Source organism: Massilia sp. P2_C2 (genome assembly GCF_056404615.1).
Genome location: NZ_JBFUDR010000122.1, coordinates 1 through 17,409 on the forward strand (window position 1 = coordinate 1; position 17,409 = coordinate 17,409).

Here is a 17,409-nt window from a genome sequence, read left to right on the forward strand (position 1 = left end):
CCTGATGACAACCGGAGGCATCGCACGCCGCACGATCGCCGAGCAGGTGCTGCACAGCGGCATTGCCATCGTCGGCATCGCGACCGCGATGGCCGCCTTGCCGGACCTCCCCCGCGAATGGCAGGCGGGCCGTGAACCGGCGGCCGCCATGCCCACCGTCGACTGGAAGGACAAGGCGCTGGCCAGCCTGGCGCGTATGGCCCTGGTGCGGCGTCGGCTGCATGCACTGGCCAAAGGGGCCGAGGCTCCGACGGCCTATAGCCCGGTCTTCACGCTGCTGCTGGACCAGTTGCGTGGTGCGTGCCTGACGCGGCGCTACCGAGCCTGGCTGCGGACAGTCGCGTCGGTTTAGTTTCTCTAACAAAACTGTTTACTTGCCTTAAGGGAAACAAGGGTCGTACACTGACCCTAGCCTTCATTTTGTTGGCGTGACGTTTGGCGTGTCTGATGAAGAAGTGACCATCACTGACGGGGAGTTCTGGCATTACGTCCAGCGAGCGGCCCTGTTCTGGATGGAACGCAACAAAGCAGATGCTGATGCGATCAGGCGGCTGTTGCTGCGTATGCCTGACTGAGCACTAGTTGAACGTCTGGTATGGGTCGAACTCGGCCGTTCAGTCGCCAACAGCTCGCCCATGCCCCCTACCGGCAAATGGCATTTTTACTTCAGATGCCGGGGCATTTTTGCTTCACCGGACGCTTGTTGCAGTAAGTCCTGTCGAGACTTTTTACACAATTATTAATATTGAATAGCACGCACAGCTAAGTCTTTGATAAGGCGATAATTTCTTTTCAGAAACACATCGTGCTTGTTTGGGGCTCCTGGGCGGCTCCGGCCGATCGCGACAGTCTACGACTCTTTCGCCTCGACAACATGCTACGCTGCGCCCAGGGCCCGAGCTCGGCCAGAAGCGGCCACTTGGAACATATTGGAGGACAAGGCTGTGAATAATGAAGATCAGGGCGAGCGCTTGTCATCCAGGTTGCCAGTCGTACCCATCCTCCTCGGGTCTATCGCTGCCTTCATAACAGCTGGTGTAGTGTCATGGTCCACACCAGATGGCAACCTCGTCGTGACTTTGGTGCCGGCACTGGCAGTCGGCCTGACTGTCTTCGGACTTGCATTGCGGCGCGTCCGTCGTGGCGGGTCGAAGTGACTAAACCGGGATGCGTTTGGGGAAGACCAGGGCCTGTTCATACCGCACGTTGACCGACAAAATTCGACCATTACCAGTCGTTGGACCCAGGCGTCGGAAGTTACGTTCTTTCATCGCCACACGAAAATAGCCTTAATCGCTAATTTTGCGGCCGTTACGAGCGCCTCGATAATCGACGAGTCAAGCGGGACGAAATCAGTTTTCATCGTCACTTGCGTATTCGGCGCATCAGTTTCGCTGAGCCTTCGACATCTTCAAATCCGACCTTCCTGTAGAGCGAATGCGCATCCCGTGTTGCCAGCATGAGCGAAGCAACACCTTCGTGGTCGAGTTTTGCCAGCATCGCCTCAACGAGTTCCTTGCCATAACCGCGTCCGCGCTCACTGGGCAAAACAAAGATATCTTTAAGGTAACCAAAGCTTGCAAGATCAGTGATGACCCTGCCAAAAGCGACCTGCTTTTCGCCTATAAATCCTGCGAAGCACAGCGAGTGAGAAAGCGATTTGGTGAGCGCCTCAAACTGCAGTCCTCTCGCCCAGTAAGACTCGGTAGCGAGGAAATGATGGATCAGCGGGATATCCATCTCTGAAATGTCGTTCGATATCCTCAGATCGCTCAAAATGGCATCCTTCGTGTCATCAATATTTCAATGTCAGTCGATCCCGCTAGAACATCCCATCCCGGTTCGCCATCGGGACGGGTGCCGCCTGGGCGATGTCCCACATCTCGGCGATGCGGTCGCCCTCGAAGCGCAGGATATGCACGACCGCAAGTTCCATTCCCCCTTCTTCCAGTTGCGCACGCGAATGCACCGCGACCAGCGGCCCCTCGGCCAGCGCACGTTGCACCTCGAACACCATATGCGGGAAGCGCGCTGCATTCTCCTTCATCCCGGCCTTCAATGTGGCGGCATCGGCCGCGAAATGCGGATTGTGATGCCGGAAACCAGGCGCCGCGTGGCGCGCAAATGCCTCGTCCACTTCGCCGCGCGCGGTCAACCGCAGGAACGCGAGCGCCGTTTCCTTCCTTGTCGTCGTATCGTTCATGACCATTCCTCTCGTCAACTTTGTCAAAACCCAGCCGTATCGTACGCCACGTCTTGACGAAAATGTGTAATCTAAATGACTAAGTGACAACTTGTTATCAAGGAGAACATTATGAAAGCTACCACCATTTCGAGCATCATGCTGGCCGTCGCCGTGCTGGTCACCGGTTGCCACAAGGCCGAGAACAAGGACGGCATGGGCCCTGCCCAGTCGGCCGGCAAGGCCATCGATGACGCCGGTGCCAAGGCCGCGGCCGAGTCGAAGGAAGCCGCCGCCAACGCCAATGCCGCCGCCCAGCAGGCCGGCGAGAACGCGAAGCAAGCGGCCCAACAGGCCAACGAGAACGTCAAGGCCGCCGCCGACCGCGCCGGCGACAAGATGCAACAGGCCGGCGCCGAAGTAAAGCAGGAATCGCATGAAGCCGCGACGAACGTGAAGGAAGGCGCGAAGGACGCAACGGCCGCCACGGGCCGAGGGCTGGAGCGCGCCGGCGAGAAACTGCAGCAAGCCGGCAAATAAACGATCCCGCGCGCGCCGGGGTGGTGGCGAAAGCCTGCTGTATACTGCGCGGATGCGTATCCAGCTCTTCTCCGACCTCCACCTCGAACGCGACCCCGGGTTCCAGCCGACCATCTTCGCCGACACGGACGTCGTCGTCCTCGCCGGCGACATCGGTTCCTACCAGGCGCGTTCGCGCCTGGACACCGACGACTTCGGGCTCGCGCGCTTCGCGCCGGCAAACACCGGCGCAACCGCGCGCGTACTCTATGTACCCGGCAACCACGAATTCGACGGACTCGACTTCGACGAGACGCAGGCCCGGCTGCGCGCGACGTGCGCCGCGCTACACATCACCTGGCTCGACCAGGAAACCGTCACGATCGGCGACGTGCGCTTCATCGGCACCACGTTGTGGGCCGACTTCGATGCGCTCGCCTCCAGCGAGACCGAGCTCACTCGCCAGTTGAAGCAGCGCGAAAAAGCCTACCGCGCCGCGAACTACTACCTGAGCGGGAATACGACGCTCGTGAATGGCGAACCGCTGCTGGCCGCGGGCCAGCGCGAGCTGTCGTTCGCCTGCCAGGCATGGCTGCGCGACGCGCTCGCCACACCGTTCAACGGGACGACCATCGCCGTCACGCACTATGCGCCGAGCCTGCGCAGCGCCGACCCGCGCTACGGCATCACGCCCGGCACGGCCGGCTTCTGCAACGCCCTGGACGACCTGCTGCCGTTCGCCGACTTGTGGATGCACGGCCACCTGCATTGCGCCAACGACTATATCGTCGAGGGGGACGACTGGCGCTGCCGCGTCGTCGCGAATCCGCTCGGCTATGCAAGCAAGGGCGAACAGGCGGCGTTCCGCGAAGACCTCGTGATCGTCGTCTGAATCCTCAGTCGCGCACACCCTGGACCATCAGGCCGCTGTCGTTCAGGCCGAACCTGTATTTGCGGATCATGGCGATGATTTCCGCGCCCGCCAGCAGCGCCGGCCCATAGCCATGCGCGGCCTTCGCGCTCGTCGGGCGGAACGCGTAGAACGCCGGATCGAACGCCATGCCCGTGCCGACGCAGATGCCTTCGATCTGCCCGTTCGGCATCACCTTGCTGGCCACCGCGTTCCACGCCAGGTTGGCCATCGGCCCATAAGCCTGCGCGTCGACATAGCCGCGGTTGACGGCGCGCGCGATGGCATAGGCGTAGATCGCCGTGGCCGACGTCTCCTGGTAGGTGTCGTTGCGGTCGATCAGCTGGTGCCAGAAGCCTTCCTTCGTCTGGTAGCGCGCGAGGCCCTTGATGTGGGCGCGCAGCTGGGCCAGCACGGCCGGATAATCCTTGTGCTCGCGCGGCAGCACTTCCAGGATCTCGACCATGGACATCACAGCCCAGCCGTTGGCGCGCGCCCAGTGCAGTTCCGGATGGTCGCGCATCCCTTCGACATAACCGTGCATGTAGAGGTCCAGTTGCGGATCGAACATGCGGCGCGAGAACTGCAGCACCTGGCGCGCCGCATCGTCGTAGTAGCGGCTGTCGCCCATCGCCTTGCCCAGCCAGGCGATGGTCGGCACGCCCATGAACAAGTCGTCCAGCCACAGCGTGTCCGGCAGCGGGCGCATTTTCGCGCCGCCGCGGCCATCCGGGCCGCCGCGCGCCAGGGTGCCGTCCTTCAGCCGGTATTCCTTCTTCGTGACGAAGTCGCCGCAGATGGCGATCATCCTGGAGTAATCGACCGGCGATCCTGCCGCCTGTGCCTTCAGGAAGCTGTGGCACAGCGCGCCGGCATCGTCCAGCGCATGCGGGTTGAGAAAACTCTTGATCGGCGCCGCCGCATGCTCGCGGTCCGCCTCGACGCCAGGCAAATACGTCTTCGTCAGGCGCGACAGCAGCTGGTGCCGGCGGATCGTGTAGTCCGTGTAGCGGCGGTCGCCGGTGGCGGCGCCCGCGGCCAGCATGCCCATGTACGTGACGCCCCATTCATAACTCGTCAGGCGGAAGTCGCCCGGCTTCAGCACGGCATCCGGTTCCGGCTTCGACAGGTCCGTGATCAAGGCCCCCGTGCGCTGGTCGATGACCTCGGCCGGCGTGACCCGGTCCAGGTAGCCGAACACGCGATCCAGCACCGCCTTGACCTCGGCCGCATCCATCGCGCGGTACGGGGTCGGGTAATGCACGTCCAGCGCGTGCAGCATGGCGTCGGCCGCGGCCGGGCCTTTTTCCTGYGGCGCCGGGGCCTGCTGGGCGGACGCGTCCAGCGCGCACGCCGCGGCGAGCGTCAGTACCAGCGGCTTAAATCGTTTCATCGGTTGTCTCCTGTTATTAAGTGCCTATTCAGTAGGGTGGGCACCCTTGTGCCCACGCGCGACGTGTGCGACTTGTTGGCGTCACGCGTGGGCACGGGGTGCCCACCCTACTGCAGGCGTTGTATGGTCAGGTCGTCGACCGTCTGACGCGACCACGTGGTGCGCAGGCCGAAGTAACCTTGCGTGAGCGGATGCGGATCGCGAACCATGAACCAGTCCACGCCATCCACGCGCACCCGCGTGCAGCCGTCGAACACCGCGATCTCGACGCGGTAGTCGCGGTTCGGTGCCAGCAGGTGGGCGATGTCGAGGTATTCGCCGACGAGCTCGCGGCGGCCGTCGCCATAGCGGCGCAGCCGGGTCGTCGTGTTGCGGTTGCCGCCGATGCCCACGTAGTACATCGTCAGGTCGTCGTAGTCCTCGAAGCGGCCGCTGCGCGTGAACAGGTTCGCGCGTGCGGGATCGCGCGCCATCCAGAACACGTTCAGGTCGGACAGCCGGTCGTTCCTGCCGCCGGCGACCACGACGCGGCGCGTGAACGCGATCAGCACGTTGCCCGAGAGCGGCCTGTCGAGCCAGACGGTGGCGCCGCCGTCGACATCCATCAGCAGCCGGCCGTCGCGCGTGTCGACCGTGTTGCCTGGCTTGCGCGCATACTCGGCCACCCAGCCGCGCAGCGGGCCGCTGAAATCGTCGCGGTACAGTATGGCGCCGGGCGTGCCCCAGCGGGTGCACGCGGCCGGCCCGGCGGCCGTGGCCGACACGCATACGGCCGCCAGCATGGCGAGCGCGTACCTCATTGCGCGGCCAGCGCCTTGTTGGCGAAATACGGTCCGAGCGGATTGCCCGGCAATGCCTTCAGGCCCGCGACGACCTGCTGCGAGTTGAACGCGGCACCGGCCGCATTCGTGTGCGTGCGCGCATCGGCGAACAGCGTATTCACCCGGTCCGCGCCGATGCGCCGGTATCCGTCCGCGACGAGCAGCGTGAGGTCCATGAACAGCGCGCCGTTCGCCGCGGCCACCTGGCGATCCCAGTCGGCGAACGTCGCGAAGTCGCGGCCTTCCTGCCAGCGGTCACGGTGCGGGACGGGTGACACGAGGATCACGGTCGCGCCCTTCGCCTTCGCATCCGCCACGTAGCGCGCCATGTACCAGCCGAAGCTGTGGACCTGCTCCCGGCTGCCGTCGGGACGCGTGTCTTCCACCGTCTCCGGGCCGATGCCCGGTGCGGACGCGCGGTTCTTCATCGCCGGGTCGCCGATGCGGCCGCCRTCGTTGTGGCCGAACTGGATCAGCACGACGTCGCCCCGCTTCAGCCGGTCGCGCACCGTGTCCCAGCGCCCTTCCGTGAAATAGGTGCGGCTGCTGCGGCCGCCGATGGCCGCGTTGACGACATTGATCATGGCGGTGTCGAACCACGGCGCGATGGCTTCGCCCCAGCCGACCGCGCCGTTCACGCCGCCGCTCTTCACCGTCGAATCGCCGACGAGGTACAAGGTGGGCAGGCTGGTATCGCGCGGCGCCTCGTCGCGCACGGTGCGCGCGTCGACGACGGGGCGGTCGTCCTCGCGCGCCGGCGGCTGCAGGCCGGTCGGGGCCTGCGTCTTCATCCACGCCGCGATGCGCGCGTCGCCCCAGGTCTTCAGGCCGGCGGCCACCACCTGCGCATTCAGCACGGCGCCGGCCCAGTTCGTGTGCGTGTGCTCGTCCGGCGTCGTCTGCGGGAACAGGCGCATGACGGCGTCGCGTCCCATCTCGTCGTAGCGGCGCGCGATGCCCTCGTTCAGGTCGATGAAGGCCACGCCCTCGCTCTGCGCCACGGCCGCCGCCCAGCCGGCATACGTGTCGCGGTCGCGTTTCGCATGGCCGTCCGCATCCCACTGCTTGTGCGGGATCGGCGTGCAGATGACGGGCGTGGCGCCCTTCGCACGGATGTCCGCCACGAAGCGGCGCAGATACCAGCCATAACTGTGCACGACCTCGTGCTGGTGCGTAAGCAGGTTGTCGATTTCCTCAGCCTCGTCGCCGGTGCCGCGGATCGTGCCGCGTGCGCGGTTCGTGTCGTTGAGCGCGCCCGCGTCGTTGTGGCCGAACTGCATGACGACGACGTCGCCCCGCTTCACGAACGCCAGCGTGCGCGCCCAGTGCCCGCTCGTGATGTACGTACGGCTGGACAGCCCGCCGACCGCTCGGTTGACGACATTGACCCTGGCCGGGTCGAACCAGGCGGCGAGCGGATTGCCCCATCCCCACTGGCCGGCCGCGCCCTTGCCCTGGCCGTCGTCGCGGCCGTTGCGCACCGTCGAATCGCCGATCAGGATCAGCGACGGCAGCGCGGGGTCGGCAGGTTCCGGCAACGTGACCTGGGCGCGCGCCGGGTCCGTATTGACGGCGGCGGGCAGAGGCTGCGCGGTCTGGGCCGTCTGGGCACATGCGGCGGCGATACAGCATAGAAAAAGCGCGAAGCTGCGCAACAGGCGGGCAAGCATGGTTCCGGTCTCCTGGTGTTCTGTTCTGCGATGCATTCTATGCGAGCGGCGTCGTCCCGAAAGACGCGGCCAATTAAAGAATCAGGAAAATGATCGGATACGTGCAAATCGGCCTGCAACAATGACGGGATTCCGAAAACAGGGAGACTCCATGCGCTTCATCCAGATCATGACCTTGCTGGCGGCCCTGTGCGCGGGCGGCCAGGCCTGCGCCGCCATCGGCCAGCGCTTCCCGTCCGAACGGAAGGAAGTCGTCGATCCCGTCACCGGCACGCGCCTGACATTCCTCACGAGCCGGCCGCACGGCGACGCGAAGATCTACCAGACGCACCCGCAGTGGACGGCGGACGGCCGGTGGCTGATCTTCCGCTCCCGGCTGGCCGGCAACGAGGCGATGGCCGTCAACGAAACGACGGGCGACATCGTGCAGGTCACGGAAGGCGGCTACGAAGGCATGCTGAACGCGGCGCGCAAATCGATGAAGCTGTATTTCCTGCGCCGCGACGGCGACGCCAGGCAGGTCGTCGAAGTCGACCTCGCGCGCGTGCTCGCGGACAGCGCCGCCGGCCGCATGCGGCCGGCCGGCGCCTACCATCGCGTGGCCGCCACCCTGCCTGCGGCGATGGAAGCCTATGGCGACACGGCGCTCGATGCCGACGAGGACTGGCTGTACGTGCGCGTCGGCCCGCATGAGGCGGCGCGCCACCTCGCGCCCGGCACGAAGCTCGAACCCGCGTTCGGACCGCGCCACATGGGCGCCGGCCCGGCCGGCATCGCACGCGTGAACGTCCATACGGGCGAGGTGCGCCACGTCGTCTCGGTGCCGTTCCAGGTCGGGCACATCCAGGCGAACCTGTGGAACCCGGGCGAGATCATCTTCTGCTGGGAGACGGGCGGCAAGTCGCCGCAGCGCACGTGGACCGTGAAGGCCGACGGCAGCGGCCTGCGTCCCCTGTACCCGGAAGCGCCTTACGAATGGGTGACGCACGAAGCCGTGATCGGCAAGGACGAGGTGGCGCTGGCCATCATGGGTCACCGCCCCATTCCCGGTGCGGCGGCGGCCGTGGATGGCCCCGCGACCGACGTGGGCGGCGCCAACCCCGGCCAGGACGACGGCTGGGGCCAGACCGGCACGCGCGAGAAGCCGAGCGGGCTCGCCATCGTCAACCTGCGCACGCGGCAGATGCAGATCGTCGGCCAGACGCCGTCCGGCAGTGGCTTCTGGCACGTGCACGGGTCCAGCGACGGCCGCTTCGCCGTCGGCGACGATTTCAGCCGCAGCCTGTACCTGATCGACCGCGCCAGCCACGCGATGATGCTGCTGACGACGGGCCACAAGACGACGGCCGCCGACCATCCGCATCCCACGTTCAGCCCGGACGGCACCCGCATCGAGATCCAGTCCGCGATGCTGTCCCCGGATGGCCGCACGCTGAACATCTGCATCGTGCCGCTGTCGGAGGCCTGGCTGAAGCGTAGCGTACGATGATGCTACAGCCGCTCGACGCGCAGGTTGCGCAGCTCGTAAGGCGTGCCCTCGAGCTGGAAGCCGATGCGGCCCGTCGCGGGCAGCACGAACGTGACGGCGTTCTGCGGCACGCCGTTGATCGTCACGTCGACGCATCCGCCGCGCACCAGCACGTCCATGCTGTTCCATTCGCCCGGCGGACGCTCGCTGTCCGCCGCCACGTGCGCCTTGATCGCGGGGTAAGCGCCAGGCTCGCTCGTCAGCTGTTCCGTGAATCTGGCGCCCGCCATCGGCAACAGGTCGCCGACGGCACCGTGCTTCGTCTGCACCTGCAGGCTCAGGGGCCATACGCCATCCTTCGGGCCGGACGCGACGTGCAGCAGCACGCCGCCATTGCCCGGCTTGCCGGGCCAGCGCCATTCCACGTGCAGGCGATAATCCGTGTACGCATCGCGCGTGGCGATGAAACCGGACGGCTTGCCGGCGACAACGATGACGCCGTCCGCGCGCGGCTGCCAGACGGTGTCCAGCGTTGCCGCCGGCGTCGTCACGATGTCGAGCGGGCCGAGGCCCGTGTCGAMGGGCGGTTGCGCCGTCGCGCAACCCAGCAGGCTGGCACACAACAGTGCGCCGCCGAACAACCCAGGTTTTACCATGTCAGGACCTCATGATGAAGCTTACGAATGAAAACAGGAGACTTGTGATGAAACTCGTCGCCGGCACCCTGCTCGCCGGTTCCATCGGTGCCGCCGCCGCGCCCTTGTCCGCCGTGCTCCCATTGTGGCCCGAAGGCGTGCCGGACGCCAGACCCGGCGCCGGTCCGGAGCACGAAGCCGACGGCCGCGTGTCCAACGTCAGCGAACCCTCGCTGACCGTGTACGGCCCCGCCGTCGACCGCCAGAACGGCACGGCCGTCATCATCTGCCCGGGCGGCGGCTACGTGCGGCTGTCCGTGCAGCGCGAGGGTGAACAATACGCCGCGTGGCTCGGCACCCTCGGCATCACGAGCTTCGTGCTGAAATACCGGATGCACGAATCCGGCCACCCGGCGCCGCTGCGCGACGTGCTGCGGGCCGTGCGCCTCGTGCGGTCCATGGCCGCAAAATATCACATCCGCCCAGAGCGCATCGGCGTGATGGGCAGTTCCGCAGGCGGCCATCTCGCCGCAAGCGCCGGCACCTTGTTCGACCACCCGCTGGGCCGCACGGGTGGGGAACTGGACAAGGTCAGCGCCCGCCCCGATTTCCTCATGCTGATGTACCCCGTGATCACGATGGAGGGCCCGGCCGCGCACGCCGGTTCGCGCACCGCACTGCTGGGCGCACACCCGGCGGCCGCGGACGTGCAGCTGATGTCGGTCGAGAAGCAGGTGACGTCCGCCACGCCGCCCACGCTGCTGATCCACACGCAGGAAGACAGCGTGGTGCCCGTCGAGAACAGCATCCTGTTCTACCAGGCGCTCACGCGGGCGAAGGTACCGGCCGACATGTATCTGTTCGAGCACGGCTCGCACGGCATGGGCATGCGGGCCGGGCTGGGCACCGCGTCCGACTGGCCGAAACGGGCAGAGGAATGGCTCAGGGCGCGCGGGCTGCTCGATCCCGCGCGCTGACCGTTCACGGCAGGTGGAATACCTGGCGCAGCGGCCATTCGCGTGGCCGGTTGCCCGGTTCCACCTCCATCAGCGGCGCCATGTGATCCCACCAGCGCCGCATCACGGGATGGTCGGGCAGCGCGGCGACTGTGTGGCCGGGCCGCAGCTTCAACACGGCGAACAGCTGCAGCGTGTCCCCGGCGAGGAAGATCGAATAATCGTGGATGCCGGCATCGCGCAGCAGATCGGCCAGTTCCGGCCAGATCGCGTCGTGGCGGCGCTTGTACTCGTCGACGTTGCCGGGCTTGAGCCGCATGACGAAGGCGCGGGTTTCGATCGCATCGCTCATCGCGTACCTCCCTGGGCCATGCGCTTCGCCATGAGCTTCAATTCGGCCGCAGCCAGCATGAAGCCGCCGACGCCATAGTCGAAGCTGGACGTCGGCCGGTACCAGGCCGGCTCGGCGCCCGTCTGCTGGATATTGCCCACGCGGCCGTCCGCATACACATTCTTCAGGATGCCGGCCCAGGCGCGCGCGATCACGGGCCGGTACTTCGCGCCGTCCAGCAGGCCGTGGTTCACGCCATATGCCATCCCGTACACGAACAGCGCTGAACCCGACACTTCCGGCGGCGGATAGCTGTCCGGGTCCAGCAGGCCCGCATGCCACAGGCCGTCCGGCCCCTGCAGCGCGGCGATGCGCGCCGACATCTCGCGCAGCTGCCGCACGTAGAACGGGCGCAGCGGATCGTCGGCCGGCACATCGTCCAGCACACGCGCGAGGCCGCCCATCACCCAGCCTTCGCCGCGCGACCAGAACACCTTCTTGCCGTTCGGCTCGCGCTTGTCGCCGTAGCCCGCGTCGCGCGCATACAGGTGCTCCTCGCGGTCGTACAACAGGTCGTACGTGCGCTTCCAGTTCGCATGCATGTAATCGAGGTATTTGCGCTCGCCGGTCGCCCGGTACATCCTGGCCCACACGGGCGGCGCCATGAACAGCGCGTCGCACCACCACCAGGGGATGCGCGGATCGTTCGGTTTCAACGTGGCCAGCGGCAGCAGGTCGTCCATCTCCGCCTTCGTCAGGCGCAGCATGCCCGGGTTCTTCTCCTGGAAATACAGGTCGAGGTAGGTCTGGGCGATTGCGAGGTCGTCCGCGTTCGGCAGGCGGTCGCGTTCCTGGAAATCGTAATGACGCGCCATCGCCAGCATGGCGTCGCGGTATTTCGGGTCGCCCGTCGCCTCGGACGCGGCCATGAAACCCGTGTACATCACGGCCTCCGTCCAGATGCGGGAGAAGTACGGCAGGGCGCGCGCCAGCTGCCAGTCGGCCACCTTGCGCAAGGCCTTGTCGATGGCCGCAGGCGTCAGTTCGGGCGACAGGTCCGTCGCGAGCGGGCCCGCGTCCGCCGGCGCGTCGCCGAAGTGCCGGGCGGTGTCCTTGTCGATGATGGCCTGCATGGTGGGCGTCGGTAGCGGGTAAGTGGGCGCGGCCACGACGGGCACCGCGAGCAGGCAGGCCAGCAGGGGCAGGCTTCGTGTCGTCTTCATCAGTTCTTGTCCTGTTCGGCGAATGAGGTCTTCGATGGATCTTCCCTGGGCGCGGGCGCGCGCACGACGAATGCGTCGGGCGCGAGGCCTTTCACGGTGCTGCCCGGCGCGACCTCGACCGGGGCGCCGAGGTGCAACGACGTCCGGGCGAACGTCCAGTCGCGGGCGTCGGCGATGTGGCCGCCCTTCCGCGCCTCGAGGTCGAGGCCAGCAAAGCTGAAGCGCTGCAGCGGCACGTCGGCATAGGCATCCACTTCGAACGCCGCCGCCGCGCCCGTCGCCCTGATATTCCAGATGCGCACGTCATGGAAGCGGGCCCGCCCCTTCCCGGGCGGCACGGGCGTCGCCAGCACTTTCCAGTACGGCGGCGGATTCTTTTCCGTCGGCGGAATCGCCGCATAGCTGTACGCGGGGTTCCAGTTCATCGTCGCGCGCAGCACGACGGGGATGCCAGTCAGTGTGAAATCGTGCAGGCGCAGGTTCTCACCCCAGCCGCCGCGCGTGTGCGCCGACTTGAACAGGATCCCGACCGGCACCTTGCCCTCGACACGGATGTTGTAGGCCTCGATATTGCGGAAACCGCCCGACGTCTCGCTGCCGAACGTGAACCCGGCCGCGCCTTCGCGCACGATGGTATCGCGCACGACGACGTCTTCCGTCGGCCGTGCCACGCGCAGCCCGTCCGAATCGCGCCCTGCCTTCATCACGAGCGCATCGTCGTTGACGGCGATGTCCGCGTGCGCGATCGTGACCTTGCGGGATGAATCCACGTCGATGCCGTCCGTCGACGGCCCATGGCCATCCTCGTTGTTGCGGATGACGACGCCGTCCACGGCCACGTCGGACGAATAGCACACGTGCAGCGTCCAGAACCCGGAACGGCGCAGCAGCAGGCCGCCGCCGATCTTCACGTCATGCGCGTCGAACACCTGCACGAGGCGGGGGCGGCGCGCGTCGTAGTCGGACGCCCAGCGCAGGCCGCGCGGCTCATAGGTCTTGCGCAGCGACCAATAGCTGTCCCAGAAGACCTTGCCGTCGCCATCGATCGTCCCCTCGCCCACGATCGCGGCGTCATGTTCGCGATAGACGTTGACGAGGGCCGCCGGCCACGTCATCTCGATGCCGGCGATCCGCGTGGGCAGCATCGGATAGTCCTCGATGCGCTGCGAACCGCGCAGGGTGACTCCCTTGTCCAGCTTCAGGGTCACGCCGGACTTCACGAAGATGGAACCCGTCAGATAAGTCCCGGCCGGGAACACGACGGTGCCGCCTTCCTTCGCGGCCGCGTCGATGGCGCGCTGGATCGCGGCCGTGTTCAAGGTCGTGCCGTCGCCTTTCGCGCCGTACGCGGCCGCATCGATGTCTGCGGCCCAGGCGCCGCTCGTCTGCAGGGCCATCACCAAATACAGTGTTTTCATTGTCCTTCTCCCAAGAGCTTGACGGGTCCCAGCAGGCCGGCCGGTTGCGGCGCGATCAGCGCCGTGTCCTGCGGGACGAAGCGCTGGCCATAGCGTGCCGACAGCAGGCGGTAATCCGGCAGCGCGCGCCCGGCCAGGGCGTTCAGCGCGAGATTGCCCACGCGGACCTCGATGCGGTTGCGGCCCGGCTTGAGGAAACCGGTGACGTCGACGGCATACGGCGGGTGCCACACGGCGCCCGCGCGGCGGCCGTTTACGACCACCTCGGCCGCCTCGCGCACCGGGCTTTCAACCATCGCCCGCATGCCGGCGGGGACCGTGGGCGCCGTCGCCAGCGGCGTGCCCGGACCGAAGTCCAGCACCAGCCGGGGCACCGCCAGCTGCGCGGCCGTCAGCTCGACATCCTTCTCGTACGTGGCGACGCCCGAGAAATAGCGGGTAGATTCGTCGTCCGTCCACGAATGCAGCGCATCCATGCGCACGGCACCGGCGGGGAAGCGGACGTTCCAGCCGCGACCCAGGTCCACGATCCCGGTCGCGGCCGGCGCGGGGGTGACCGGTATGGACGGCAGCGCATCCGCCAGCACCAGCACGCGCGATTCGTACGGTGCCAGGTCAAGCCGCGCCGGCAGCGTGGCCGCCGTCATGCGGCCGCTGTCCGGATCGATCCACGCGGCGGCCTTGCGGTCGGCCGCGAAGCTCGCGTCGGCGCGGACGGCGTGATTGCTCGTATTGGCAATGAAATAGATGTCGGCGTCGCGCAGCCGGCGGCGCACGAAACCTACGTCCGACGCCTGCGCGCTCAGCTGCATGTCCGGCGCCAGCACGGCCCGCAGCGCGGCGCCGACCTCCCTGTCATCCGCTACGGTGCGCACGTTCGAGTGCGCGAACAGGGCCTTCGCCTGCGCCGCAACGCGAGCCGATACGCGCGCCGCATCCAGCCAGCCCGGCGCCAGCGAGGGCGCACTTCCGACGGCGACGATCTTCCCGCCGCCACGCACATAGGTCGCCAGCTTGTCCAGCACCTCGGGCGCGAGCCGCGTCACGTGCGGCAGCACGAGCACGGGATGGCGGACGCCCAGCGCGAGGATTGCCTCGGCATCGATGTAGTCGAGGTTTTGTCCGGCGTCGAGGATCTGTGCCGTCAGCTCGGGCGTCACGTAGCGATACATCTCGGCCGACAACGACACCTTGCCCGGCACGAGCGCGGCGTACACATCGTCGTTCGGCAGCAGCACGGCAACCAGGTTCGCGGGCTCGCCCTGGCGCATCAGCCAGCTCATGCGCGTCAGATAGCCGTTCACGTCCGGCATCACGTTCCACCACGGATTGTGGTCGTTGAACACGGCGGCCGCGTAGAACGCATAACCGGGTTCGGGCGCGCCCGGCGGCGTGTACGGCCAGCCGTGGCCGATGAACTGGTTCACGCCTTCCAGCAGCATGCGGTCCGCTTCCACCTTCATGTCCAGCGGCGTCGCAGCGAACGCGGGCGAATGCAGCCACGTCCACGTTTCGGCCGAGATCACGGGACGGCCGTACAAATGGCCCGCCGACGTGGCCAGCCGCGTGAACGAGAACTCGCGGAACTGCGGTCCCTCGCCCTCGGGCAGCGCCACGAGGCGGTTGCTGGACAGCGACACGGCCGGTTCGCCATACGTTTGTGAACGGAAGCGCGTGCCGTGCCGTGTCGCCCAGGCGTCGATCGGCGCCAGGTAACGTTCGTTGACCAGCTCCGTCTGCGTGAGTGCCCAGTCATGGCGCACGCCCGCCGCATCCGGTCCCTGCCCGGTGAACACGGCCGGCAGGTGCGGCACGATGTCGTAGCCGCGCCGCTTGCGGAATTCCGCTTCGAAGTCGTCCGTCCAGTCGGTGTTGTAGACCTCCAGGCTGTCCGAAAACACGGCATACGGGGGCGTGTCGCCGAACGCCTTCAGCAGCGGCTCGGCCACCGTGGCGAGGTGATGGTCGACGGCACGCCGGCTCAGGTGGTCGAGCACGAAACCCTCCGCACCCAGCGCCGCGCGCTTGACCTGCTGGCCCGTGCGGCTGGCGATGTAGACGACGACAACGCGCGGCATGCCCGCCGGGACGATCGCCACGCGGCCGTCCGCACCCGGCTGTGCCTGTAGCGGCGCAAGCGCGGCGTCGGCGCGCGGCCCGACGAAACAGGCGATCAACTTCTCGCCGTCGGAAACGGCAGGCAGCGCGAAGCCGGCGGCGCCCGCCGGCACGTCGACGACGGCCTGGCGCAGCCGCGCCGCGGCCTGGTCGATGCCGATATGCGGGCCGCCGTACGGCCAGCCGCTGGCCAGCGTCATGTCCACGCGCAGGCCGTTGGCACGGGCCGTGCGGTTGGCGAAGGCGACGGCATCGAGGAATTCGGGGGACAAATAGGGCGTGTTATGGATGCCGCGCGCGGCATCGTCCAGCGCCATCGGATACACGGGCTGGATTTCAAAGCCGCCGATGCCGCCGGCCTTCATCGCGCGGATCTCGCGTTCCAGTTCCGGCTTGACGACGGCCGGGCCGAACCACCACCAGCGCATCATGGGACGGGCGTCGGACGGGGGCGCCTGCAGCTGCGCGGCGACGTCGGCGAAGGTGATCGAGATGGACGGCGATGCGGCATGCGCGCCAAACGCGCACAGGAATGCGCACGTCTGCACGGCCGCCATCAGGGGCTTGCGCGGAAAGCGCTTGCTCATGCGGGGGCTCCTTCTTCCCGGCCTCAGACGATCCCGCTGCTGCTCGCCCCTGCCTTCGCCGGACGCGCGCTTGCGACGCGGTCGCGGTACCCGCTCGCGCGGTAGCACGCCACCGGATCGGCCGCGCCGCCGGCACGCACGCGCGCCATCGCGAGGATCGTGGACACGTCGGTACGGAACGCAGCCTTCAGCGCCTGCGCCGACAGCAGGACGTCGTTCGATGCCTGCAGCCCGGCCAGCTGCGCACGATCCACGAGCGCGGCCTGCACGTAAGCGCGCTGGACCTCGACCGCACTGTTCATCAGGCTCTCGATCGGATCCGTCACGTTGTGCGACTGGTCCAGCATGTAGGCCGGCGCGAACGACGGGCCTTCGCGCAGCGCCGCGTCGGCCAGCTCGTTGAAGACGAGGAACAGCTGGAACGGATTGATGGAGCCCGAATCCAGGTCGTCGTCGCCATATTTACTGTCGTTGAAGTGGAAGCCCCCCAGCTTGCCGAATTGCGCCAGGCGCGCGATGATCATCTCGATGTTCGTGTTCGGCGCATGGTGGCCCAGGTCGACGAGGCATTTCGCCTTCGGGCCCAGCGCCGTCGCGCAGGCGAAGCTCGTGCCCCAGTCGGCGATCGTCGTCGCGTAGAACGCCGGCTCGAACAGCTTGTGTTCGATGAAGACGTTCCAGTCGGCCGGCAGCGCGGCATAGATCTCGCGCATGCTCTCGAGGTAGCGCTCCAGCGCACCGCGCAGGTTGTGCTGCCCCGGGAAGTTGGCGCCGTCGCCGACCCACACGGTCAGCGCCTTCGAGCCGAGTTCCTGGCCCAGTGCGATGCAATCGATGTTGTGCGCGACGGCCTGCGCGCGCGTCGCGGCGGCCTGCGCGGTCAGGCTGCCGTATTTATACGTGTGCTCCTGGCCCTGCTGGTCCTGGAACGTGTTCGAGTTGACGGCGTCGAAAGCCAGGCCCAGGTCGTCCGCCTTCTGGCGCAATTCCCTGGCGTCTGTCGGTTTGTCCCACGGGAAGTGCGGCGACACGGCGGGTGTCGCGCGCGTCAGCTCGTTGATCACGGCGCAGTCGTCCAGCTTCTCGAACACGTTGCGCGGCTCGCCGCGGCCCGGGAAACGGGCGAAGCGCGTGCCGCCCGTGCCCACGCCCCAGCTGGGCACGGCCACGGCGAAGCG

16 protein-coding genes and 1 pseudogene are annotated in these 17,409 nt (G+C 67.1%); 6 read left to right on the plus strand and 11 right to left on the minus strand.

Features of this window, described 5'->3' with window-relative positions:
• Together AC1DYX_RS15555 and AC1DYX_RS15560 are read left to right on the plus strand one after the other, a co-directional pair.
• A pseudogene (locus AC1DYX_RS15555) lies at nucleotides 1-352 on the plus strand (2,4-dienoyl-CoA reductase); the annotation flags it as partial.
• A gap of 88 nt (nucleotides 353-440) precedes the next feature.
• On the plus strand, nucleotides 441-575 hold the full coding sequence (locus tag AC1DYX_RS15560; protein WP_477260316.1) for a hypothetical protein: 135 nt from the start codon (nucleotides 441-443) through the stop codon (nucleotides 573-575).
• 790 nt (nucleotides 576-1,365) lie between these two features.
• Here AC1DYX_RS15560 and AC1DYX_RS15565 read toward each other — a convergent pair.
• Entirely contained in the window at nucleotides 1,366-1,776 is a 411-nt protein-coding gene (locus tag AC1DYX_RS15565) for a GNAT family N-acetyltransferase (protein WP_477260318.1), read from the minus strand.
• A 46-nt stretch (nucleotides 1,777-1,822) separates the two neighbouring features.
• Nucleotides 1,823-2,203 (minus strand): nuclear transport factor 2 family protein, encoded by a 381-nt coding sequence (locus AC1DYX_RS15570; protein ID WP_477260320.1) that lies wholly within the window; start codon nucleotides 2,201-2,203, stop codon nucleotides 1,823-1,825.
• A 111-nt stretch (nucleotides 2,204-2,314) separates the two neighbouring features.
• On the opposite strand from AC1DYX_RS15570, the gene AC1DYX_RS15575 reads away from it, so the two are divergent.
• Both AC1DYX_RS15575 and AC1DYX_RS15580 read left to right on the plus strand, forming a co-directional pair.
• A complete protein-coding gene (locus AC1DYX_RS15575; protein ID WP_477260322.1) occupies nucleotides 2,315-2,722 on the plus strand; it encodes a hypothetical protein in 408 nt (135 codons plus the stop codon).
• 52 nt (nucleotides 2,723-2,774) lie between these two features.
• A complete protein-coding gene (locus tag AC1DYX_RS15580; RefSeq protein WP_477260324.1) occupies nucleotides 2,775-3,593 on the plus strand; it encodes a metallophosphoesterase in 819 nt (272 codons plus the stop codon).
• Nucleotides 3,594-3,597: 4 nt separating this feature from the next.
• Here AC1DYX_RS15580 and AC1DYX_RS15585 read toward each other — a convergent pair whose 3' ends face one another.
• From AC1DYX_RS15585 to AC1DYX_RS15595, 3 genes are all read right to left on the minus strand, one after another.
• Entirely contained in the window at nucleotides 3,598-5,004 is a 1,407-nt protein-coding gene (locus AC1DYX_RS15585; protein WP_477260326.1) for a glycoside hydrolase family 88/105 protein, read from the minus strand.
• Nucleotides 5,005-5,111: 107 nt separating this feature from the next.
• Nucleotides 5,112-5,804 (minus strand): DUF6250 domain-containing protein, encoded by a 693-nt coding sequence (locus tag AC1DYX_RS15590; protein ID WP_477260328.1) that lies wholly within the window; start codon nucleotides 5,802-5,804, stop codon nucleotides 5,112-5,114.
• Nucleotides 5,801-7,495: a rhamnogalacturonan acetylesterase gene (locus tag AC1DYX_RS15595; protein WP_477260330.1), complete on the minus strand. Its 1,695-nt coding sequence runs from the start codon at nucleotides 7,493-7,495 to the stop codon at nucleotides 5,801-5,803. Before AC1DYX_RS15595 ends, AC1DYX_RS15590 begins: the two co-directional genes overlap by 4 nt.
• Before the next feature lie 151 nt (nucleotides 7,496-7,646).
• Between AC1DYX_RS15595 and AC1DYX_RS15600 the strand changes: the two genes are divergently transcribed.
• On the plus strand, nucleotides 7,647-8,984 hold the full coding sequence (locus AC1DYX_RS15600) for a hypothetical protein (RefSeq protein ID WP_477260332.1): 1,338 nt from the start codon (nucleotides 7,647-7,649) through the stop codon (nucleotides 8,982-8,984).
• A gap of 2 nt (nucleotides 8,985-8,986) precedes the next feature.
• Here AC1DYX_RS15600 and AC1DYX_RS15605 read toward each other — a convergent pair whose 3' ends face one another.
• Nucleotides 8,987-9,619, minus strand: a complete 633-nt coding sequence (locus AC1DYX_RS15605) for a 3-keto-disaccharide hydrolase (protein ID WP_477260334.1) — start codon at nucleotides 9,617-9,619, stop codon at nucleotides 8,987-8,989.
• A 47-nt stretch (nucleotides 9,620-9,666) separates the two neighbouring features.
• Here AC1DYX_RS15605 and AC1DYX_RS15610 point away from each other — a divergent pair, with 47 nt between their 5' ends.
• Complete coding sequence (locus AC1DYX_RS15610; protein WP_477260336.1) at nucleotides 9,667-10,575, plus strand: alpha/beta hydrolase; 909 nt, start codon at nucleotides 9,667-9,669, stop codon at nucleotides 10,573-10,575.
• A 4-nt stretch (nucleotides 10,576-10,579) separates the two neighbouring features.
• Here the strand turns inward: AC1DYX_RS15610 and AC1DYX_RS15615 are convergent, their stop codons facing one another.
• From AC1DYX_RS15615 to rhaI, 5 genes are all read right to left on the minus strand, one after another.
• Entirely contained in the window at nucleotides 10,580-10,894 is a 315-nt protein-coding gene (locus tag AC1DYX_RS15615) for an L-rhamnose mutarotase (protein ID WP_477260346.1), read from the minus strand.
• Between the two features lie 8 nt (nucleotides 10,895-10,902).
• The gene (locus AC1DYX_RS15620) at nucleotides 10,903-12,108 is read right to left on the minus strand and encodes a glycoside hydrolase family 88/105 protein (protein WP_477260338.1); all 1,206 of its coding nucleotides are present in this window, start codon (nucleotides 12,106-12,108) and stop codon (nucleotides 10,903-10,905) included.
• Nucleotides 12,108-13,526 carry a glycoside hydrolase family 28 protein gene (locus AC1DYX_RS15625; RefSeq protein WP_477260340.1) on the minus strand — a complete coding sequence of 473 codons (1,419 nt, stop codon included), beginning with the start codon at nucleotides 13,524-13,526 and terminating at the stop codon, nucleotides 12,108-12,110. Before AC1DYX_RS15625 ends, AC1DYX_RS15620 begins: the two co-directional genes overlap by 1 nt.
• Complete coding sequence (locus AC1DYX_RS15630; RefSeq protein WP_477260342.1) at nucleotides 13,523-16,231, minus strand: glycosyl hydrolase; 2,709 nt, start codon at nucleotides 16,229-16,231, stop codon at nucleotides 13,523-13,525. Before AC1DYX_RS15630 ends, AC1DYX_RS15625 begins: the two co-directional genes overlap by 4 nt.
• Nucleotides 16,232-16,254: 23 nt before the next feature.
• The coding region (gene rhaI / locus AC1DYX_RS15635) for an L-rhamnose catabolism isomerase (protein WP_477260344.1) at nucleotides 16,255-17,409 on the minus strand (1,155 nt) is incomplete at its 5' end.

What these genes read in the sequence shown, in the direction of transcription:
- AC1DYX_RS15570 (WP_477260320.1), bottom strand. Translation starts at nt 2,203, where the DNA reads ATGAACGATACGACGACAAGGAAGGAAACGGCGCTCGCGTTCCTGCGG.
- AC1DYX_RS15575 (WP_477260322.1), top strand. Translation starts at nt 2,315, where the DNA reads ATGAAAGCTACCACCATTTCGAGCATCATGCTGGCCGTCGCCGTGCTG.
- AC1DYX_RS15580 (WP_477260324.1), top strand. Translation starts at nt 2,775, where the DNA reads ATGCGTATCCAGCTCTTCTCCGACCTCCACCTCGAACGCGACCCCGGG.
- AC1DYX_RS15590 (WP_477260328.1), bottom strand. Translation starts at nt 5,804, where the DNA reads ATGAGGTACGCGCTCGCCATGCTGGCGGCCGTATGCGTGTCGGCCACG.
- AC1DYX_RS15600 (WP_477260332.1), top strand. Translation starts at nt 7,647, where the DNA reads ATGCGCTTCATCCAGATCATGACCTTGCTGGCGGCCCTGTGCGCGGGC.
- AC1DYX_RS15610 (WP_477260336.1), top strand. Translation starts at nt 9,667, where the DNA reads ATGAAACTCGTCGCCGGCACCCTGCTCGCCGGTTCCATCGGTGCCGCC.
- AC1DYX_RS15620 (WP_477260338.1), bottom strand. Translation starts at nt 12,108, where the DNA reads ATGAAGACGACACGAAGCCTGCCCCTGCTGGCCTGCCTGCTCGCGGTG.
- AC1DYX_RS15625 (WP_477260340.1), bottom strand. Translation starts at nt 13,526, where the DNA reads ATGAAAACACTGTATTTGGTGATGGCCCTGCAGACGAGCGGCGCCTGG.
- AC1DYX_RS15630 (WP_477260342.1), bottom strand. Translation starts at nt 16,231, where the DNA reads ATGAGCAAGCGCTTTCCGCGCAAGCCCCTGATGGCGGCCGTGCAGACG.